16 protein-coding genes are annotated in these 19,633 nt (G+C 66.7%); 7 read left to right on the top strand and 9 right to left on the bottom strand.

Features of this window, described 5'->3' with window-relative positions:
* The 3 genes from U9979_RS04030 to U9979_RS04040 all read right to left on the bottom strand — a co-directional run.
* Positions 1–905 (bottom strand): serine/threonine-protein kinase (locus U9979_RS04030; RefSeq protein WP_322778321.1); only part of this gene is annotated, 905 nt, incomplete at its 3' end.
* A 207-nt stretch (positions 906–1,112) separates the two neighbouring features.
* Positions 1,113–2,303 (bottom strand): cysteine--tRNA ligase, encoded by a 1,191-nt coding sequence (locus tag U9979_RS04035; protein ID WP_322778322.1) that lies wholly within the window; start codon positions 2,301–2,303, stop codon positions 1,113–1,115.
* Between the two features lie 108 nt (positions 2,304–2,411).
* On the bottom strand, positions 2,412–3,032 hold the full coding sequence (locus U9979_RS04040; RefSeq protein ID WP_322749973.1) for a hypothetical protein: 621 nt from the start codon (positions 3,030–3,032) through the stop codon (positions 2,412–2,414).
* A gap of 658 nt (positions 3,033–3,690) precedes the next feature.
* Here U9979_RS04040 and U9979_RS04045 point away from each other — a divergent pair.
* From U9979_RS04045 to U9979_RS04055, 3 genes are read left to right on the top strand one after another with little or no spacing between them, the layout of a single operon-like run.
* On the top strand, positions 3,691–4,335 hold the full coding sequence (locus tag U9979_RS04045) for a class I SAM-dependent methyltransferase (protein WP_322778323.1): 645 nt from the start codon (positions 3,691–3,693) through the stop codon (positions 4,333–4,335).
* Between the two features lie 34 nt (positions 4,336–4,369).
* Positions 4,370–5,722 (top strand): hypothetical protein, encoded by a 1,353-nt coding sequence (locus U9979_RS04050; protein ID WP_322778324.1) that lies wholly within the window; start codon positions 4,370–4,372, stop codon positions 5,720–5,722.
* Between the two features lie 28 nt (positions 5,723–5,750).
* A complete protein-coding gene (locus U9979_RS04055; protein WP_322778325.1) occupies positions 5,751–6,485 on the top strand; it encodes a glycosyltransferase in 735 nt (244 codons plus the stop codon).
* Positions 6,486–6,595: 110 nt separating this feature from the next.
* Here the strand turns inward: U9979_RS04055 and U9979_RS04060 are convergent, their stop codons facing one another.
* Positions 6,596–7,282: a TetR/AcrR family transcriptional regulator gene (locus U9979_RS04060; RefSeq protein ID WP_322778333.1), complete on the bottom strand. Its 687-nt coding sequence runs from the start codon at positions 7,280–7,282 to the stop codon at positions 6,596–6,598.
* Positions 7,283–7,610: 328 nt separating this feature from the next.
* Between U9979_RS04060 and U9979_RS04065 the strand changes: the two genes are divergently transcribed.
* From U9979_RS04065 to U9979_RS04075, 3 genes are all read left to right on the top strand, one after another.
* Positions 7,611–9,815, top strand: a complete 2,205-nt coding sequence (locus tag U9979_RS04065) for an MMPL family transporter (protein WP_322778326.1) — start codon at positions 7,611–7,613, stop codon at positions 9,813–9,815.
* Positions 9,816–10,038: 223 nt separating this feature from the next.
* A complete protein-coding gene (locus U9979_RS04070; protein WP_322778327.1) occupies positions 10,039–11,121 on the top strand; it encodes a DUF692 family multinuclear iron-containing protein in 1,083 nt (360 codons plus the stop codon).
* Positions 11,121–11,888, top strand: a complete 768-nt coding sequence (locus tag U9979_RS04075) for a hypothetical protein (RefSeq protein WP_322778328.1) — start codon at positions 11,121–11,123, stop codon at positions 11,886–11,888. The genes U9979_RS04070 and U9979_RS04075 overlap by 1 nt, the downstream gene beginning before the upstream one ends.
* Positions 11,889–11,937: 49 nt before the next feature.
* Here U9979_RS04075 and U9979_RS04080 read toward each other — a convergent pair whose 3' ends face one another.
* The 5 genes from U9979_RS04080 to U9979_RS04100 form a co-directional block, all read right to left on the bottom strand.
* Positions 11,938–12,933, bottom strand: a complete 996-nt coding sequence (locus U9979_RS04080; protein WP_322749968.1) for an SPFH domain-containing protein — start codon at positions 12,931–12,933, stop codon at positions 11,938–11,940.
* 212 nt (positions 12,934–13,145) lie between these two features.
* On the bottom strand, positions 13,146–14,327 hold the full coding sequence (locus tag U9979_RS04085; RefSeq protein WP_322778329.1) for a cystathionine gamma-synthase: 1,182 nt from the start codon (positions 14,325–14,327) through the stop codon (positions 13,146–13,148).
* Positions 14,324–15,703, bottom strand: a complete 1,380-nt coding sequence (locus tag U9979_RS04090) for a cystathionine beta-synthase (RefSeq protein WP_322749966.1) — start codon at positions 15,701–15,703, stop codon at positions 14,324–14,326. Before U9979_RS04090 ends, U9979_RS04085 begins: the two co-directional genes overlap by 4 nt.
* 17 nt (positions 15,704–15,720) lie before the next feature.
* On the bottom strand, positions 15,721–16,131 hold the full coding sequence (locus tag U9979_RS04095) for an ATP-binding protein (protein WP_322778330.1): 411 nt from the start codon (positions 16,129–16,131) through the stop codon (positions 15,721–15,723).
* Between the two features lie 232 nt (positions 16,132–16,363).
* A complete protein-coding gene (locus U9979_RS04100) occupies positions 16,364–18,778 on the bottom strand; it encodes a SpoIIE family protein phosphatase (RefSeq protein WP_322778331.1) in 2,415 nt (804 codons plus the stop codon).
* An 89-nt stretch (positions 18,779–18,867) separates the two neighbouring features.
* On the opposite strand from U9979_RS04100, the gene U9979_RS04105 reads away from it, so the two are divergent.
* A partial coding sequence (locus U9979_RS04105) for a HAMP domain-containing protein (RefSeq protein WP_322778332.1) occupies positions 18,868–19,633 on the top strand: 766 nt, incomplete at its 3' end.

Genomic DNA, 19,633 nt, shown 5'->3' on the forward strand with positions numbered 1-19,633 from the left:
GCCGGGTCCTTGTCCACGCACTGTTTCAGCACCCCGCGTACCTGCTCGGGGCAGCGGTCCCAGTCGGGCTGTTGGTGCTCGATGCGGTGGAATACCGCGGCGTCCGCGCCGAAGGGATACTCGCTGGTGACCGCGTAGTAGGCGGTGGAGCCGAGGGAGAAGACGTCCCCGGCCGCGTCGAGGGACCTGCCCCGAACCTGTTCGGGGGCCATGAACGCGGGCGTGCCGATCCGCACACCGGTCTGGGTGATCGCAGCCGAGGATGCCTCGACCGCTCGGGAGATGCCGAAGTCGATCACCCGGGGGCCGTCGGCGGCGAGGATGACGTTCCCCGGCTTGAGGTCACGGTGGATCACCCCGGCGGCGTGGATGGACTGCAACGCCTCCGCGACCCCGGCGAGCAGGACCAGGACGGTTTCCGGCGGCAGTGCGCCCTGGCGGGCGACGGCCGCGGCCAGGGAGGGGGCGGCGACGTAGGCGGTGGCCAGCCAGGGGCGTGGGGCGTGGGGGTCGCAGTCGATGACCGGCGCGGTGTACAGGCCCTGGACTCGCTGGGCGATCGCGACTTCCGTGGCGAAGCGGCGGCGGAACTCGGGGTCGGCGGCGAACTCCGGACGGGCGATCTTCAGGGCGACTGGGCGGCCGCCGGGGGTGTAGGAGAGGTACACCGCGCCCATGCCGCCCTCGCCGATCCGGGCCCGGAGCAGATATCCGCTGATCTCGCGGGGGTCCTGCGGGGTCAGCGGCGTGAACACCGCATCCCACGCCGGCTCCGACCCGCCGGACGGTGCTGGTGCTGGTGCTGGCGTCGGCGTCGGCGTCGGCGTCGGCGTCGGCGTCGGCGTCGGCACGGGTCGGTTCGGGTCAGGCCGGGCCGCCCCTGGCGGCGTGCTGCTCGTCGTCATCCGCGTCACACCACGCCCATGGCGCCGCAGCCGATCAGTATCGCGAGTGTGTCACCGCTGCCCAGTGTGTCTGCCACTTGCCGTCCTCAATCGCGTGCGTCACGTGAGACTGCGCAGCATAGTGTCGCAGAACATGGGTTTCGGTACGGATTGTCGTCACATCCTGCTCCGGACGCGGTGGTCGTCCGTGACACCTGCAGTGGATGGTCAGGCGAGGCCGAGGACGTCGATGAGGCGGCGGGCGCCCGCGCCACCGGAGTCGAGCGCGATCGCCAGTGCCCGGGGCACGTCCAGATCGTCGCGCAGCGCCGCGTCGACCGCGTCGACCGCAGCCGCCGGGTCCGGCGCGGAGCGGGCGCGCCCGGCCGCGACATACAGCTGGTCGAGGGTGTCCTCGACTCCGGTCAGGGCTGACTCGTGGTAGTCCCAGGCGTCCTGCCAGCGTCGGGCGAGGCACAGCAGGCGGACGGCCGCCGGCGTGTGCCGGTCGAGCAGGTCGTCGACGAGCGTCAGGTTGCCCAGGGACTTCGACATCCTGATGCCGTCGACTCGGACGGAGCCGACCTGTAACCAGGCGCGGGCGAACGGTGCCACCCCGGTCGCGCGCTCGGCGAGCAGACTCTCCACCGCGTGGTGGGGGAAACGCAGGTCCTCACCGCCGGCGTGCAGGTCGATGCCGGAGCCGAACGTGTTGAGCACCATCGCCGCGCACTCCGCGTGCCAGCCGGGCCGCCCCGGACCCCACGGGCTCGGCCAGCTCACCCCGCTCTGGCCGATGTCTCGCGAGCCATCAATGCCGGCGCCCCTGCTGTGGCTGTGGCTGTCGCTGTCGCCGGCACGCCAGACCGCCACGTCGAGAGGATCATCGCGTTGCGGGTCGGCCGGGTCGTCGTTGAACTCGGCGGCGAGCGTGACCGCCTCGTCCAGGCCGAGGCCCACCCGTGCCGCCGCATCCCTGGTACGCGCGTAGACGGTGCCGTTGCGCAGATAGGCGTGCCCGGCGGCAAGCAGGGCCTGCCCAAGTTCGATCACATGGATGACGGACGCGCGGGCGGTCGGCTCGTGGTCGGGCGGGCGGACGCCGAGCGCGGCCATGCTCCGGTCGAAGGCAAAGCGCCCGATCGCGGCGACCTGATCGTAGGGCATGCCGACCCGGCGGGCCTCGGCGAACATCGCGTCATCCACATCGGTGATGTTGCGTGCGACTTCCACCCGGACGCCCACACTCCGCCAGACCCGGACGGCGAGATCCGTCCACAGGTAGGTGGACGCGTGACCGAGGTGCGTGACGTCGTAGGGAGTGATCCCGCAGACGTACACCCGCGCCCGACCGACGATCGGCAGTGCGGCGCCGTTGAGCCGCAGGGGATCCCGGGAAGACTCTGCGACGGCATCCATACGGCCAGGATGCCACCTTTCACCTGCCGTCTCATCTGATGACCGGTGCCGGCGGGCATATTTGATCTTATTGGACCCGGGTGCGTCGCCTGCGGCCGCAGGGACATGTCACGGGCAGCTTTCCTCGAACTTGACGACATTGAAGGTGACCGGGGTCCCGAGGGAGTAGGGCTTACCGGCGGCTGGGGACGTCGAGCAGATCTTCCAGTTGCTTGCGACCACCACCACCCGGTTCGCGCCGGTGGCGTCATGCACCGTGACACTCGCGTTGGTTCCGAACGCCGGCCGGACGGCGTTCAGCGACCGGCCGGCGAGGTTCGGCATGGTCGTGCCGATATTCGGGACAGCGGTGTCCACGGCTCCCGGCGCTGGGCAAGACTCCTCGAGTTTGACCACACCGAAGTCCACCTTGGTGCTGACCGGATGCGTCCCGGCGGCGGGGGACTGGTCGCAGACCTGCCAGTCGCGGTCGAGAATCTGGTGCCGGCCCCGGCCGAGTGCGTCATGAGATGTCAACGTTGTGAAGCCGGCTGCCTGCGCGGTGTCCTGGGCGAACTGGAGACCTTTGCCGACCAGATTCGGCAGGGTGCCCGTTGCGTCCGCGCTCGTGACGGAACCCGGCTTCGGTGTGCTGCCGCCGGCGCGTCCTGAGCTGACGCCGCCGCTGGGACCGCAGCCGGTCAGGGCGAGCGCCGCCGCCGCTGGGAGTGCGACGACCGCGAGGAGCACGATCGCGGACCGACTGGGGTACCAGACCGGCGCCTGCGACTGCGATCCTCCACGCGACCGCCACCGATGTATCGACACATCATCAGGATGACGCCTCCTTCCGCGCCTGTCCGCAGAACATCCAACACTCGACATGGGCGTGCGGACCGGCCGTCCGACGCGGCCCATACTCACTGCCTTACGAAGAGTGCAGCTTCGGGCGGGGCGCCAGCGCGGCGAGAGCAGTGGAACCGCACCTGTCGGGATTGATTTGCATCAGGTCCATCAGCTGGCTCAGCCAAGGTCTTCGGTGGCTCTCCATGCAGGTCGCGACCTGAGCGAAAGACATTCGCCTGATTTCAGTCGTCGCAGCAGAATCGGCGCTAAGATGATTGGTTCGCCGAGGTCCCGGCGGCTGTACCATTGGCTTCCCACGTATTTAGCCCGTGACCAGGTGGAGGACATCATCGAGGTCGCGGACAGGGTTCGTGGCGGCCGGATTGGATTCTATTTGCAGCTCAGGATGGCCTAGTAGTTGACACACCGACCGTGCCGTAGCTACGCTTCTAAAATATGACTTGACGCAACGGATTCGCTGTCTCGCAGATACCTCTATTCTGATTATGGTGAGGGATTGACCACGATAAAAAGTGCCTCCGCAAAGTGGACCCTGAGTGATGTGGTTGCGCTCGCTGCTCTTCAACCATTGGTCAAGGGCTTTGTCCCGTGGACTGCCTGGTCGATGCGTCCTGCGGCGATTGTCAGTATCATCAATGAACTCGAGTTGAAGCGTCGACGCACGGTCGTCGAGTTGGGCTCTGGAGCCTCCACGATTTTTCTTGCTCGGGCGGTCGAGGGCACTGGAGGCAGATTGGTCAGCATCGAACACAATCATGAATATGCAAATTACATCCGACGTCTTATCAGTCGGGAAGGGTTGGAACGGATAGCGCAGGTGGAAACAGTTGATCTTAACCGTTACGCGCCTGTTGACACAGGCAAACCAGTCGGCTGGGATCTTCCGGAGGTCTGGTATGATATAGACGTTATTCGTTCGGTTTGTCCTATGGGAATCGACATGCTCATAGTAGATGGCCCACCGGCAGGGGATCAGGGAACGGTACTGGTTCGTGAACCTGCTGTCGGCGCATTGCGAGATAAATTCAATTCGGAATTTTCAATTTTCTTGGATGATGCCGACCGATTGGCGGAACGTGAAACGATGCGATGCTGGGAAGAGCAGCTGGGAATCGGCATGGTAATTGTTGAGCGAATTTCGCTCGGGATGGGGAGTTCTGATGGGGGAATCATCCCAACCCTCTAGCCTTCCGGTGTTATCCGAGGAGGAGAAGCGGAATGTGGATTTTGACATCCGGGTTATTGACGGATCGGTCGGCGTAATTGCGCGTTGGGCACGTGGCAAGCGGTCCGAGATGGAAGCCGCATTGTTCGGTGATTCCGCTTCCCTCGAACATCCATATCTGGGGCTTGTCAAGAGTATCGGAAATGGGGCCGCGCTCGTCAGTTCACGTTTATCCGATCTCGGTGTAGTGCTACTTGAAGTCGATCTTCAGCCGCAAGACGAGGATGGCGTCACCGCACCGCTGGATTCCATGTCTAATTCCCGGTTAGCGATGCTGCGTTGCCTTGTGATGTGGGGCTGGGGCACAGGTGCGGAGAGTGAGGAACTCGCAAAGGCGTTGCTGGAACGTCCTATTGGGCCGATCAGTTCTAAGGAACCCCGACTGGCTGCCACTCTTGAAGAAAGCGGCTGGGCTGTCGCGGATGCCTGGCTCCTGACCTCTGTTTCGCCGATCACCGATAGAGACCAGACTCCATGGTGTGTTCGCGGTGCACGTATTTTATACAGCGACCAGGGTCTCCTGGTCGCCTGGCATGCTCTATTCACGGCGCAGGACTGGTATCGAACGCCGGACAAGAGCCTCATAACGCCGTTGCCGGAGCGTCTCCGCCGTCGTGGTCAACTGTTTGGAATAGAAGGAAATTCCGGCGTAGACTATGCCGGCCGTCTGATTCAAGATATCCTGCAACATCATGAATGGACGGTGTGGCAGCTGACGCAACGTGTCGAGGAGTGGGAACGTGACTTCTTCGGCGCCGCACGCGAAGGTGCGTTCTTCGATGGATTTGATCTACAGAACCTCGGGGTTCGCCTTGATGAGATACATAAACTGGTGGTTCAGCTCAGGCAGGTAGGTAGGGATCTTGATCGGCGCGCTGATCTTGCCTGGTTGCCGGCTCCGACTATGGCGGATCCCGCGCCCCCGATGAATGCTCTTAATCACGAAGTTCATCAACGTGTTAAACAGATGCAAGAGCGCATCGAGAGTCTTAACGGCAGCCTGCGAGAGGGCTGGACGCTCCTGGCAAGCGCTGCCGCGGGAGCGCAGGTCGAGTTTCAGCGAAGCACCCAGGAGCTTCAACAGCGATTTCAGAACGCCGCTGCTTTTGTCGCGGCTCTGGTACTTGTGCCCGGTCTTGTGATCAGTCTGTATTCGGCGAACGTCAAGGGGCTTCCTGGCCTGGGCTACCAGGCTGGCCTACGAAATATCGGCATCTACGCTCTTCTGGGTGCCGCGATTACGGGTGGCTCGCTTAATGCGCTTGCAAATGGTCGTCGGATCTTGGCATACAGCATTCTCTATGTCGGCGTAGTTGGCCTGCTCCTGACAACGCTTATACTGCTCTAGTCTGAGACGAGGCGTGTTGATGTCAAAAGTGTCCATCATTACTGCTGTCACGCGACCGGGCTTGCTACCGGCTCTGTATGAGGCCCTCACACTTCAGGATGTTGCCTGGGAGTGGCTTGTTCAGCTGGATGGAGAAGCCATATCGTGGGTACCGCAACCGGCGGACGAGAAATGGCTCGGTGACGAGAGGGTGCAGCTCGAGCGAAACGCCCGCCCAATGGGCTCAGGAACGACAAGAAACCAGGCTTTGATGCGGGCGAGCAATGATCTAATTCTGTGCGTTGACGATGATGACCTTCTTTATCCTAAGGCACTTGGCGCACTGTGTCGCGCGTTGGATAAGTGGCCCGAGTGCTTTGGCGCATGGGGTAGATGCGATGTCCAGCGCAGCACCGCGACCGAGTCGGAGGTGTTCCGGGCGTGGCATGTTGATGGTCCGATCGAGCCGGGAACAATTCTTAGACGGTTCGAGGATTCCGGCGAATTTGCGGTACACGTTGGCGCCGTTTTATGGCGACGTGGTCACCTAATTGCCGTCGGTGGTTACGGGGCACTTCCTCGTTCGATCGACACAAATCCGTTCTTGGCGTGTGAAGCACTTTTCCCAGTCTGCTATGTCGATGTACCGGTGTATCTCTATCGCCTCCATGGCCAGCAGATGACCCAGGACGAGAGTTACAAGGCGATGCAGCGGCGTGTCCACGCGTTCAATTTTGAACGTGCGCATCAACTCAACCACCTGTTGCAGATCCGTCCAAAGTAGTTGGCGCTCTCGAGCGGTCGGTGCATGGGCGTTGGCTGCGCTTGAACGTCGAGCACGAAAACCGATGTGACGTCGACGGTACAGTCGACGGCGCAGCCGGCGGCAGTACGTCAGTCGTGGTCGGTCATGAAGTCCACGGGGCCCCGGTAGCCGCAGCGGAGCAGGACGTCGAGCATCTGCTGGTCGAACAGTGCGCTCGCGTCCCCCATCACCGGCGGGAGATGGCCCAGGAGTTCCAGGGACAGGAAGCCGTGCAACTGTGTCCAAACGATCAGACACCCTGCCAGCCCTTCCGGTGGGATCGGGTTGCCCATCTCCTCGCGCCAGGCTCCGACCTTGGCATGCAGCGTCGGGGTGAGCTCGGCGGCGAAGTGGGACGGGTCGAGCAGCCCGGCCCCGATCGACTCGGCCATACAGCGGAACAGCACCTGCACCGCCCGGTCCATATCCGAGCAGGGCTTGGTGTCGGGTGGTGTGTAGTCGGGCACGAGCGTCCCGAAAATCAGCATGTACTCGGTGACGTGTTCGTGTGACCACTGACGGTAGGAACGTGTCACGTTGAGCCATCGCTTGGCGTGGTCATCGGATGGCGCGAGGGCGAAGGCATCCTCGAGCGTGTCCGCCAGCGAGCGGAACCCGTCGGCTATCAGTGCGGCGATGAGCTCGTCGCGACTGTCGAAGTACCGATAGAGCGCGGACGGGGTCAGGCCCATCGTCCGGGCTACCGCCCGCAGTGACACGCCAGCCGCGCCATGGGCGTTGAGCTGGTCGCGAGCGGTCTGCTTGATCTCGTCAATGGTCGCGAGTCGGAGGCGTTCGCGTCTCGAGGCCGGCTTAGGAGGCCGCTGAACAACGTCTGTCCGGCTCGCGTCCCCCCGCGTCCCGCCTGGCGTCGTTGTCGTCTGCCCGGATAGAACACCGCTATCCGGGCCTCCTGCGCCTTGCCAGTCGGGCGCGGATGGCCCGCTCGCGGATCGAACGCCGTTATTCAGCGGCCTCCTGGTCACGTGGGCCATGCTGTGCCGCCCAGTGAACACTGTCAACTTTCTGGGCGATATGTCTTGACTGTGGCCGGTGTGTGCGAACACTGTTCGCTGGAGCGATGACAACTCTCTGGGGGTCCTGGTGTTCGCAAGACTCGCGCACGTGGTCACGCACCGGCCCAAACAGCTTGTGCTGGTGGCCCTGCTGGTCGTGGCCGCTACGGCAGTGCTCGGTGTGGGAGCGTTCGGGAAGTTGTTGACCGGGGGCTTCGCCGATCCGCAGTCGGAGTCCATCCGGGCGGAGCATGCAGTTGACGCACATTTCGGCGGTCAACCCAACCTGGTGCTCCTCGTCACGGCCCGGTCGGGAACGGTCGACGACCCCGATGCCGTGGCCGGTGGCAGGGAGGTCGTCCGTCGGCTCGCTGCCGAACCGGGGGTGAAGCAGGTGATCTCGTACTGGGACGGAGGTGGTGCCCGGTTGCGTTCGACCGACGGCCGCCGCGCCCTTGTCGTGGCCCGGGTACCCGATAAGGACCGAGCCAAGGAACTGGTGACCGGCTACGAGAAGGTCGTGGACGGCGCTGCTCCTGTCACCGTGACGCCAGGCGGCGGGGCGACCATTAACAAGGACGTCAACAGTCAGGTCACCAAGGACCTCGCCGTGGCCGAAGCGATAGCCATTCCGATCACGATGGTGCTGCTGGTGCTCGCCTTCGGCAGTGCTGTCGCCGCGCTGTTGCCGCTGGTCGTCGGCGTGGCCGGCATCTTCGGCGGGCTTGCCATTCTTTCCGTTCTCGCCAGCCTCACCGACGTCTCGATCTTTGCGGTCAACCTCACCACCGCGCTCGGGCTGGGTCTGGGTATCGACTACACCCTGCTGATGGTGAGCAGGTTTCGTGAGGAGCTCGCAGCCGGGTCGGATCGCGCCGACGCGGTCGCGACCACCATGCGCACGGCCGGCCGCACCATCCTGTTCAGCGGCGCCACCGTCGCGGTGGTGCTCGCGGTGATGCTGGTGTTCCCGCCCTTCTTCCTGAAGTCGATGGCCTACGCCGGCGTCGCGGTCACGGTCTTCTCGGTTCTCAGCGCGCTTCTGGTTGTACCCGCGGTGCTGATGCTGCTCGGCCCGCGGGTCAACGCGCTCACGGTCGGCCGGGCGCGGTCGGGCTCAGCGCAGGCGGCCGAATCGGGTGCCTGGCGGGCCATCGCGTCCGCGGTCATGCGTCGGCCGGTACTCACCGGCGTGCCCGCTATCGCCCTGCTGCTGGCGCTCGGGATCCCCTTCCTGCACGTCTCCTTCAGCGCCCCGGATGACCGGGTGCTGCGCAACACCGCTGCCAGCCGTCAGGTCGGCGACATCGTCCGGGCCGACTTCTCCTCGAACGTCCCCGCGGCCACGACCGTCGTCGTGCAGAGCACGGCGCCCGTGGACGGCCCGGCGCTCGCGTCCGGGCTGGCCAGGTACGCGGGTGAGCTTTCGACCATGGCGAACGTGGCCGGCGTGAACAGCGCCGCAGGCACCTTTGCCGGCGGCCGCCAGAGCGCGCCCGCCGGCCCGGCTGACGCCCGGTTCACCGCCGGAACCGTCACCTACCTTGAGGTGGTTCCCTCGGTCGACCCCGCATCCAGTGCGGGCCAGGACCTTGTCAAGGCAGTGCGTGCACGGCCCGCGCCGGCGGGAACATCCGTACTCGTCGGCGGGCCGTCGGCCGCCCTGGTCGATGGAAAGCACACTATCGCCGCCCGGTTGCCGCTGGCCATCGGGTTGATCTCGCTTGCCACGTTCGTGCTCCTCTTCCTGTTCACCGGTAGTGTCGTAATGCCGATCAAGGCGTTGATACTCAGTGCGCTGTCGCTGACCGCCGTGCTCGGAGCCGCCGTCTGGATTTTCCAGGACGGGCATCTTTCTGGCATGCTCGGTTTTCTTCCAGGGCCGCTGGACACGTCCATGCCGGTGCTGCTGTTCTGTATCGCCTTCGGTCTGTCCATGGACTACGAGGTGTTCCTGCTGTCACGAATCAAGGAGGAGCACGACCGCGGCGTCGACAACGCCGAGGCCGTCGCGGCCGGCCTTGCCCGCACCGGACGGATTGTGACCACTGCCGCGGCCCTGCTCGCGGTGACCTTTGCGGCGTTTGTGACATCGTCGGTCACCTTCCTGCAGATGTTCGGCCTCGGCACCGCGCTGGCGATCGTCCTGGACGCCACCCTCATCCGGGGGGTGCTGGTCCCGGCGTTCATGCGGTTGGCCGGCAGGGCCAACTGGTGGGCGCCCCGGCCGCTGCGGGCACTGCATTCCCAGATCGGCCTGGCCGAGGCGCCTGCATCGATACTGGACAAATAGGAGTACAAACAGTCGGACGAATAAGAGCGAATTCCATCGAGACACCATTGTGGGTCTTGTCACGACCACGTATGGGGCTCTAATCTCGATCCATCCGAGTTCGTCTGGACTGTAACTGTGGGCGGGTGGAAACGATGCGGACGGCGCCTGGTCCCGCGATGCCGTTTGCGTCTGCTGGTTGTGTCTGCTGGTTGTGTGATGGCGTTCCCGGCTGGAGGCCTTGATGGCGATCGTGCGCAGTACTTCCGCCGGTAACGCAGCCGCCGGTAACGCAGCCGCCGATAATGCCGCCACCGGTAACGCCTCCGCCGGTAACGCCTCCGCCGGTAACGCCGCCACCGATGTGGTGGGCCGGGCGCTGCGGGATGGAGCTCCGCTGCGGGGCGTGGAATTCAGCTGCGAGGCGAGTACCGAATTGGATCTTGCCGCGGCGGCGGCCGATGACGCGGCGGCGCGGCTCGCGGCCTCGGTCGCCGACGGGTCGGCTGCCCCGGTTCGCTACTACAGCCTGGGAATCCTCTCCGACCAGGCCGACCTCGCCCAGCATGCGCAGGAGGTGCTCGGCGGCCGGGGGCTGGCGCTGACCCTCCATCCGATGGACCTCGATCTCGCCGGCACGGACCCGCTGGACATCTCCGTCCTGCGGGCTCTGCGCGACCGCGCTCGGGAACTGGACGCTGCATGGGTGACCACGGACCTGGCGATGTGGGTGCGCGGCGGCGAAGCGCTGATCAACAATCTGGTGCCGATGCCGCTGGTACCCGAGGCCGTCGACTGGTGTGTGCCGCGGATCTGCCGGGCTCAGGATGTGATCGACCGGCCGATCGTGATCGGGAACGCTCCCTACCCGTTCATCGTGGGCAACACCGACGTCCTGCCGCTGATGGCAGAGATCGTCGAGCGGACCGGCTGCCTGGCCACGATCGACATCGGTCACCTCTATGGGCTGCGCCGCCAGCAGGGCCGGCCGCTCGAACAACCGGGGGATGACAGCTTCTGCTGGGATCACGTGGTGGAGGTCCACCTTGCCGGTCTGGTCGAACGGGTACTGCCCGGCGGGGAGCGGGTCTTCGAGGACTTCCACACCGTCACGATTTCGCCGGGGGTGTGGGAGCTGGCCGCACGGCTGGTGCCACGGGCGAGGAATCTGCGCGCGCTCATGGCCGAGTGCGAGTTGATGCCCCGGGCAGACCTCGTCCACACGATCTGCCGGCTGGCGTCGGCCTTACCCCGGTGGCTGCCCGGGGAGGATCCCCCGCAGGAGCGGTGCTCCGACGATGCCACCTGCGGGAGCCGGCTGACGTGATGCCGGTCGACTACCCGAGGTTGATGGAGGCCACCTGGGATGCGCTGTACGCTCCGGCGCAACGACACCGGGCAATCCTCGCGGCGCTACCCCCGGACGAATCGGAACTGCTCAGCGAGTGTGTCCGCGCCGGCGGGTTCCACCGGGACGCGTGCCGCCGGCGCGGACGGATCGCCCCCGACCTGCTTGACGCCTTCCCGGTGACCTTCGTCGCCTTCTACGCGACCGAGGGCACGCCCGGGATGGCGGCTTTCCTGGCCAGCGAGCAGTGGCGCCGCCGTGGGTCGCTGCCGGGAAGCTTCTTCCCCGCGCCGGAGCTGTCCGTGCTTGCCTTCGCCGCCTACCTGCGCGACACCTGGATGCGTGGCGACCGGGAGGAATGGGTACGCGAAGCATTCCGTTTCGAACTCGCTCTGCACCGTCTCGGTACCGAGCGGGTCGGGGTCGACCGCGGCCCCGGCACCATGCGGCTGGCCCCCGGAGCCTGGGTTGGCGAATGCATGTTCGACCATGATAACGCCGTTGACCAGCTGCGGCGGCGCTGTGCCGAGGTGCCCTGGAACGAAGCGGTCACGCTGCTCACCCCGCACCCGACCGAGGCCGCCGCCATCACCTGGTACGTCGGGGACGAGGGTCGGCGGATCTACGTCCGCGGCGAGGACGTCGCGGCACTGCGCTGGTCGTGGGACGCCACCGCCGAGGTCCCCGCGGACGCCGACCAGCTGCGGGTGGTCATCCACGCGGCCAGGGCCGGGGTCCTGCGGTAGGGAGGGCCGGTGCCCATCCGGTGCACGTGGTTGGTTGGATCGCGATCGTCTACCGTTGTGGAGAGGTGATCGCGAAGCCGGATCCCGGCGCGAAGGTCGTGACAGTCGGCGGGATGGCCCTGAGCTGGTCGATCGTCGCGCATGCCGGGCACTGCGCATAGCCGGCTTGGCGTTCCCGGTTGGCTTCGGCGTCCGCGCGGGCCTGCGCGACCCTCGCCTGCGCCTCGGTCACCCCGGCGAAGGCGGCCTGCGCCTTGTTCACCGCGTCCTGTATCTGTTGCGGCAGCGTGATGCGGACCAGATTGAATTTCAGCCCGACGAGGAAAGGCGCGCCGAGGGTGTCGCTGAGGTCCCGAGCCAGTGATTCATTGATCGCTGTCTGTACTTTCGCGATGTTGGCGTTGTTCGACGCTTGTGGGACGGTCGGAAGAGCGGCGTTACCGGCGCCCTGGTTCGCTCCGAGCTGGACCAGCGCGCAGCTGGAGACGAGTTCGGCGCAGCCGAAGGTGTTCACCTGTTCCCGCAGGTCGTTGTCGATCACCGGTCGGATTATGGTGTCGAGGAACGCCGACCAGCCCTGAATTCCATCGTAAGGGCTGTAGTCATTGTGGTCGACGAATGATCGGAACTTGCGGGTGCCGAACTTGTCGTCGAAGGTACGAATTATCTGGTGATCGAGATTGAGGGAGAAGTAGAGAGTTCCCTCGATGCCCATCTCGACGCCGTCCTTGGACGGCACCCGCACGACGTCCTCACCGGCGCGGTCGCCCTGGTCCGGCTTCGCGGTGATGGTGTAGAAACGTTGCTGGGCAGGATATTTGTGACTGTCGGAGTAGAGCCCGACCCAGGTCCGTGCCGAGGCGGGGTCGATGATCTGTCTGATCTTGTGGTTGTCGAACGGACCGCCGTTGCGGACCACCGCGATCTCTCCACCGTCGGTCTTGTCGAATGAGCCCAGAGCGCTGAAACCCAGCACGAGGAGAAAGATCGCGGCGAGCGCTGCCGCGGAGATCGTGATGATTCTGACCGAGGTTCTCTGTCCCATGATCTGCCCCCGCTGTCGACGTCGACATACCGATACATGGCTGTGCCGGCATGCGGAACCGACGGCCGGCATGCGGAACCAACGCTATTGTTGCGAATGCGTTGGTCGCCGGTCGGTGCTTACTCGGACGCCGGTGCCTGCCCGAACGTCGGTACTCGCCCGGACGACTGAGTCGATGATAGTCGAAAACGTCCGGTTCGTACCAGCGGTTCTCAGGCGAGCGTGGCGAGGGCTTTTGTCAGGTCGTCGACGAGGTCCTCGACGGATTCGATGCCGACCGAGAGGCGGACCAGATCGGCGGGTACCTCCAGGGGCGACCCGGCAACCGAGACATGCGTCATCCGCCCCGGATGTTCGATCAGCGACTCGACGCCGCCGAGGGACTCGGCAAGGGTGAACACCCGGGTACGCCGACACACCTCGACCGCCGCCTCCTCGCCGCCGCGCAGGGTGAACGAGACCATCCCGCCGAAGTCGCGCATCTGCCGGGCCGCCACCGGGTGCCCACGATCATCGGGCAGGCCCGGGTAGTACACGGTGGTCACGGCGGGATGCGCAGCCAGCAGCGCGGCGATGCGACGGGCGTTCGCACAGTGCCGGTCCATCCGGACCGCGAGGGTCTTCGCCCCGCGTAGCACCAGCCAGGCGTCGAACGGCCCGGCGATCGCCCCGGTGGCGTTCTGGGTGAACCGCAGCCGCTCACCCAACGCCGGATCGGCGACGACCACGGCGCCCCCGACCACGTCGCTGTGGCCGCCCAGGTACTTCGTGGTCGAGTGGACCGACGCGTCGGCGCCGAGCGCCAGCGGCCGCTGCAGGTACGGGGTGGCGAAGGTGTTGTCGACCGCGAGCAGGCCACCGGCCGCGTGGATCAGTTCGGCGAGCACCGCGATGTCGGATACGCCGAGCAGCGGGTTCGTGGGTGTCTCGCACCACAGCAGCCGCGTCCGACCGGGGCGCAGCGCCGCGGCCACAGCGCCTGGGTCGTCAAGCGGCACGGGGGTGTACTCGACGCCCCACTGCGCGAACACCTGTGCGAACAACCGGTAGGTGCCGCCGTAGGCGTCCGACGGGATCACCGCGTGGTCACCGGGCCGGCAGACGGTACGGAGCAGTGCGTCCGCCGCAGCCATCCCCGAGGCGAACGCGAGGCCCACCGAGCCCCCCTCCAACGCGGCCAGGCAGGTCTCCAGCGCCGTGCGGGTCGGGTTCGCCGACCGGGCGTACTCGTAGTCACCGCGCGGGACACCGACCGCATCCTGCGCGAATGTCGAGGACGGGTGGATGGGGACGACCACCGCGCCGGTGGTCGCGTCGGGATCCTGTCCCGCGTGGATCGCGACCGTCTCGAACCCCGCGCCGGTCCAGGCGTCCGGGTGGTCTGGGCGGTTCATCCGGTCGCCAGGAAGCTGAGCAGGTCGGACCGGGTGAGGATGCCGACGGGGTTGCCGTCTTCGAGAACGAGCGCGGCGGCGGCGGCGCCCAGGATCGCGACCAGTACCGACAGCGGTTCGCCGGCACCGACCGTGGGCAGCGGAGGCGACATGTGGGTGGCGACCGGCGCGTCGACGGCGGAGCGGTCGGCGAACACGGCGTCGAGCAGCTCCCGCTCGATGACGGCACCGGCCACCTCGGCGGAGCGCAACGGTGGTTCCTGGCGCACCACCGGCATCTGGGACACGTTGTACTCGCGCAGGTAGGAGATGGCCGCGCCCACGGTCTCGTCGGGGTGCACATGTACCAGCTCAGGCGGTCCGCCGGCGTCGGACGCCTTGCGGGTCAGTACCTCGGCGACGGTCCGTTCGTCCGACGGCCGGTCGAGGAAGCCGTAGTCGTACATCCACTCGTCGTTGAAGATTTTCGACAGGTAGCCGCGGCCGGAGTCCGGCAGCAGCACCACCACGCAGCCGTCCGAGTCCAGCTCCCGAGCGACCCGCAGCGCCGCGACGACCGCGAGCCCGCACGAGCCACCGACCAGGATGCCTTCGCGACGGGCCAGTTCTCTGGTCATCAGGAACGAGTCGCGGTCGCTGACCGCCTCCACCCGGTCGACCACCGTCTTGTCGTAGGTCGTCGGCCAGATGTCCTCACCGACTCCTTCGACCAGGTAGGGCCGGCCGCTGCCGCCGGAGTACACCGATCCTTCCGGGTCCGCGCCCACCACCGCCACCCGCCCGGCGCTGACCTCCTTGAGGTACCGGCCGGTTCCGCTGATCGTCCCGCCGGTGCCGATTCCGGCGACGAAGTGGGTGATGCGTCCGTCCGTGGCCGCCCAGATCTCCGGGCCGGTGGTGGCGCGGTGCGCGGCCGGGTTGTGGGGGTTGGAGTACTGGTCCGGGCTCCAGGCACCGGGCGTCTGCGCGACCACCCGGCGCGCGACCGAGTAGTAGGAGCGGGGGTCGTCCGGGGCGACCGCGGTCGGGCAGACCAGCACCTGGGCTCCATAGGCCCGCAGTACCGCCTGTTTCTCTTCGCTGATCTTGTCGGGCATGGTGAACACGCAGCGGTAGCCACGGGTGGCGGCAATGATTGCCAGGCCGACTCCGGTGTTTCCGCTGGTCGGTTCGACGATCGTCCCACCTGCCCGCAGTTGTCCCGACTCCTCCGCGGCAGCCACCATGGCCAGGGCGATCCGGTCCTTCACGGAGCCACCCGGGTTCAGGTACTCCAGCTTGCCCAGTACGGGCGCCGCGATGCCAGCGGTGACCGCGTTCAGCCGGACCAGCGGGGTATCGCCGACCGCCGAGGCCAGGTTGTCGTGGAAACGCATTTTCCCCCTCGCCGCGGTCACAGCTCGACAGGTAGATCGAACCAGAGGTACTTGCCGGAGTCGACCGCCACCGCTCCCCAACTGCCCGCGAGAGCGTCCAGGACGAGCAGACCACGCCCACCCTCACTGCCGAGGTCCACCTGTTGACGGTGGGGCAACACGATGGATCTATCCGACACGGAGGCGTGCACCAGGCCGGGCCGCAATTCGATCAGCAGCCAGACGGGTGGCTCGCCGTACTTCACCGCGTTCGTGACCAGCTCGCTGACCAGGAGCTCCGCCGTGCCCACCGCGTCCTCGGCCAGGTTCGTCGCGGTGAGCTGCTCTCGCAGCACACGGCGCGCCTGCGGAACGGCGCTGGATACGTGTGGAAGCTCGACCAGCACATGCGTGGCCGAGGGCCGAAAGGACGACGCGTGGGCCACCATGTCCGCTTACACCCCGTTTGTATTCATAAGTCATCAGATTTGAGCGGTGCCATCCCTACACGTCTACCCACAGGCAGGCCATTCCAAGCGCTTCCGGGCCATTTGTCGTCTACCAGCGGATGACGGTTGGTCATGTATGACGCAGCGTAGCTACGTCTCCGGTGCTCGTCACGGACCCACGCCGAGTGTTCGGCTGTCTGTCTTTTCTGAGTCACCGGTGGTTCGCGGATCGTCATTTCGGGATGCGGGCCACGACGACCGCGACATCGTCTCGCAGGCGTCCGCCCGCGAACCGATCGGCGGACGCCCGCACCCGGTCGGCGATGCCCTGGGCGGACATGCCCGCGCAGCCACGCACGGCCGTCAGCAGCCGTTCGTCGCCGAACAGCTCCCGACCGCGGCGGGCCTCGACCACACCATCGGTGTAGAGGATCAGCGCGTCCCCGGCCGCGAGCGCCACCTGTACCTCGGGGAAGGCGACGTCGTGGTCGTCGAGTACTCCGAGCAGCGTTCCCGGCTCCGCGACGAACATGGCCGTCCCGTTCGCGCGTACGACGATGGGCAGCGGATGCCCGGCCATGCAGATCGAGATCGTCCGCTGCGTCACCGCGGCGGGGTCCGACCCGGCGGACAGCAGCACGTCCGGTGGGCGCAGCTCGGCCACCGCAAGCGTGCAGAAACGCCCCTGACCTGCCGAGTTGGGATGACCCGCGTCCCGCAACGCACGGTTGAGATCCATCATGATGTCGGGCAGGTTGTTGCGTTGGCCGGCCAACAGGCGTAATACGGCTCGCACGACCCCGGTCACGTTCGCGGCCTCCGCACCCTTGCCGCAGACGTCGCCGATGATGATCGTCCATCCGCCGTCCGGGTTCGGGACGAGGTCGAAGAAGTCACCGCCGACCTCCAGCCCGGCGCGGGCCGCGCGATAGGAGGAGCCGAGCTCGATCCCGTCGATGTTGGGAAGCTCCGGCGGTAGCAGCCCGGCCTGCAGCGCGCTGGCCACCTCCACCTGCTGGCGGAACAGCCGCGCATTGTCGACGGCGAACGCCGCGCGGCGGGCGAGATCTGCGAGCAGCTCGATCTCGTCGGCCTGGAAGCTGTTGCCCACGGCTCGGCCGAGAGCCACAACGCCCAGCACCCGGCGACGGGCCCGCATCGTCGCGATCACCGTGGGTGAGCCGTTGATCGTGGCGACGCGCACGGTGTCGGCGAGCGCCGCCTGCACCTGGGGGGCCAGCGGTCCGACCGGATCGCCGGCCCAGGCCGACAGGTCTGCCGCCTCGGCCTCGTCGACGTGCCCGACGGCGGCGAGCTTCACCGCGCCGTCCTCCCGTAGCAGGTAGACCGCACACCACCGCGCCAGCCGCGGTACGGGTAGGCGGGCGAGCAGGGCCAGGCTGCGTTCGGTGTCGAGGCTGCCGGCCAGCAGGTCCGACGCCTCGGCGAGGAAGGAGAGCATGCCGATGCGTCGTTCCTCGGCCCGCCGCAGGTTGGCGCCGCCGAGCGTCAACGCCATCCAGCGGGTGATCACGGCGATCCGCTCCTCGAGCGCTCCGTGGACTGCGGCCTGCGGGCGCGCGATCTGACGATCGTCGCGCGCCCTTTGGCCCTCGAGCGCTCCGGCGGCGTTCCCATTCCAGGGGCCAGGGCCAGGGCCAGGGCCTAGCGGCGGGAGTGGTGACCAGAGCAGGAGTTCCCCGACGATTCCATCCCGAGATTCGAGCGGGATCCGACGGGCGTCCCGCTCCGCGCCGGTCGGGCCGCAGGTAGCCACCACCTCCGCTGCCGCGCTCTTGGCCCGGCCGGGCCTGCGTACCAGGCCGGCGGCGGACGTCGGTAGGGCGTCCACGAGCTGAGCCAGCAGTTCGCGGACCTCGTCCTCGGTCGACAACGCGGTGGCCAGACCGGGAGCCAGCAGCCGCGCCGGCCGCAGGATGTCCACCGCCATCCGTTGCGGTGGCTCGACGGGTGTCCCGTCGTGATCTTCGCGGGGAACCTGGTCGGGGACGGGGGCATCAAGCCGGAACCAGACTTTTTTTCCGGTGCGGTCGTGTTCGGTTCCCCAGGCCGTGGCCAGGGCGTCCACCATCGCAAGGCCGCGACCGTTCTCACGGAGGCCTTCGATCGTCCTGACCCTGCTGGCGCCTGCCCGGCTGTCGCAGGCCTGGTCGGACGCTGTCAGCCGGTCGGGGTCGTCGGCGCTCGGCGCGGCACCCAACGTGGTGGGATTGCGGTCGCTGACCGAGATCGCCAGCCCGGTGGCGTCGTGGCGGAGGTCAACTGTCGCGTCGGTGCCGGCGTGCACGACGACGTTGGTCACGAGTTCGGTCACCAGCAGCAGAACGGTGTCGACCAGATCCGGGTCGACCCGGCCGCGCAGTGCGGCCACGACAAACCGCCGGGCCGACCGCGGTGAGTCGGTGACCGGTGGAACTGTGAGGGTGCGGCGGAGCCCCTCATCTCCGGGCACGGGAGGCATGTCGGTCAGTGTCTCCTGTGTTGTCCAGCTCTGGGGGACTGGCTGCGCCGCGGACCCCGCAACCCCGGGGGCGTCCTGGTCACTCAGTCGGGTGTCGGGCAGGTACCCGGGGATCCGCCAATATCGGCCCAGTGGGCTTTGGCGGATACTGGCGACGAGTACCACCGGATACCTCATGAACGGTTGCCGACCCGTTCGGCGCGATCGGCCAGACGCGAGTGATTCCCGCGGACGCGGGTTTGGAGAGCTTCATCATGACGATGGTGTCGGAAACCGCGCCCGTGGACGACCAGCTCATCAGCGATTTGCTCGGTGCCCTCACCGCGTTGTGTCACGGTGACTTCTCGGTTCGGCTGGGGGAACGCGGCGGCCGCGGCACACTGCTGGCAGCGCGTTTCGACGAGCTTGCCGGCGTCCAACAGCGACACTCCCTCGAACTGGAGCGGGTGAGCAAGGTGATCCGGCGGGACGGCCGGTTGACCGAGCGGATGGCCGATCTCGGGTTCGAAGGCGGTTGGGCGATGTCGAACCAGGCGGTCAACTCGCTCATCGACGACCTTGCGCGGCCGACGCACGAGGTCGCGCGGGTCATCGCCGCGGTCGCGCAGGGCGATCTTTCGCAGCATATTGCGATGGAGATCGCCGGCCAGCCGGTGCGGGGCGAGTTCCTGCGCATCGGTACGACGGTGAACACCATGGTGGACCAGCTCTCGTCCTTTGCCGACGAGGTCACCCGGGTCGCCCGCGAGGTCGGCACCGAGGGCAATCTCGGCGGGCAGGCGCGGGTCAAGGGCGTGTCCGGGGTATGGCGGGATCTCACCGAGTCGGTGAACTCGATGGCGGGAAACCTGACCAATCAGGTCCGCAACATCGCCCAGGTGACCACCGCGGTGGCGCAGGGCGACCTGTCCCAGAAGATCACCGTGGATGCCCGCGGTGAGGTCGCCGGTCTTGCGCACACCATCAACACGATGGTCGATCAGCTGTCGTCGTTCGCCGACGAGGTGACCCGGGTCGCCT

Origin of the sequence: Protofrankia sp. Cas4 (assembly GCF_963555915.1) — a bacterium.
Classification (GTDB): Bacteria; Actinomycetota; Actinomycetes; order Frankiales; family Frankiaceae; genus Protofrankia.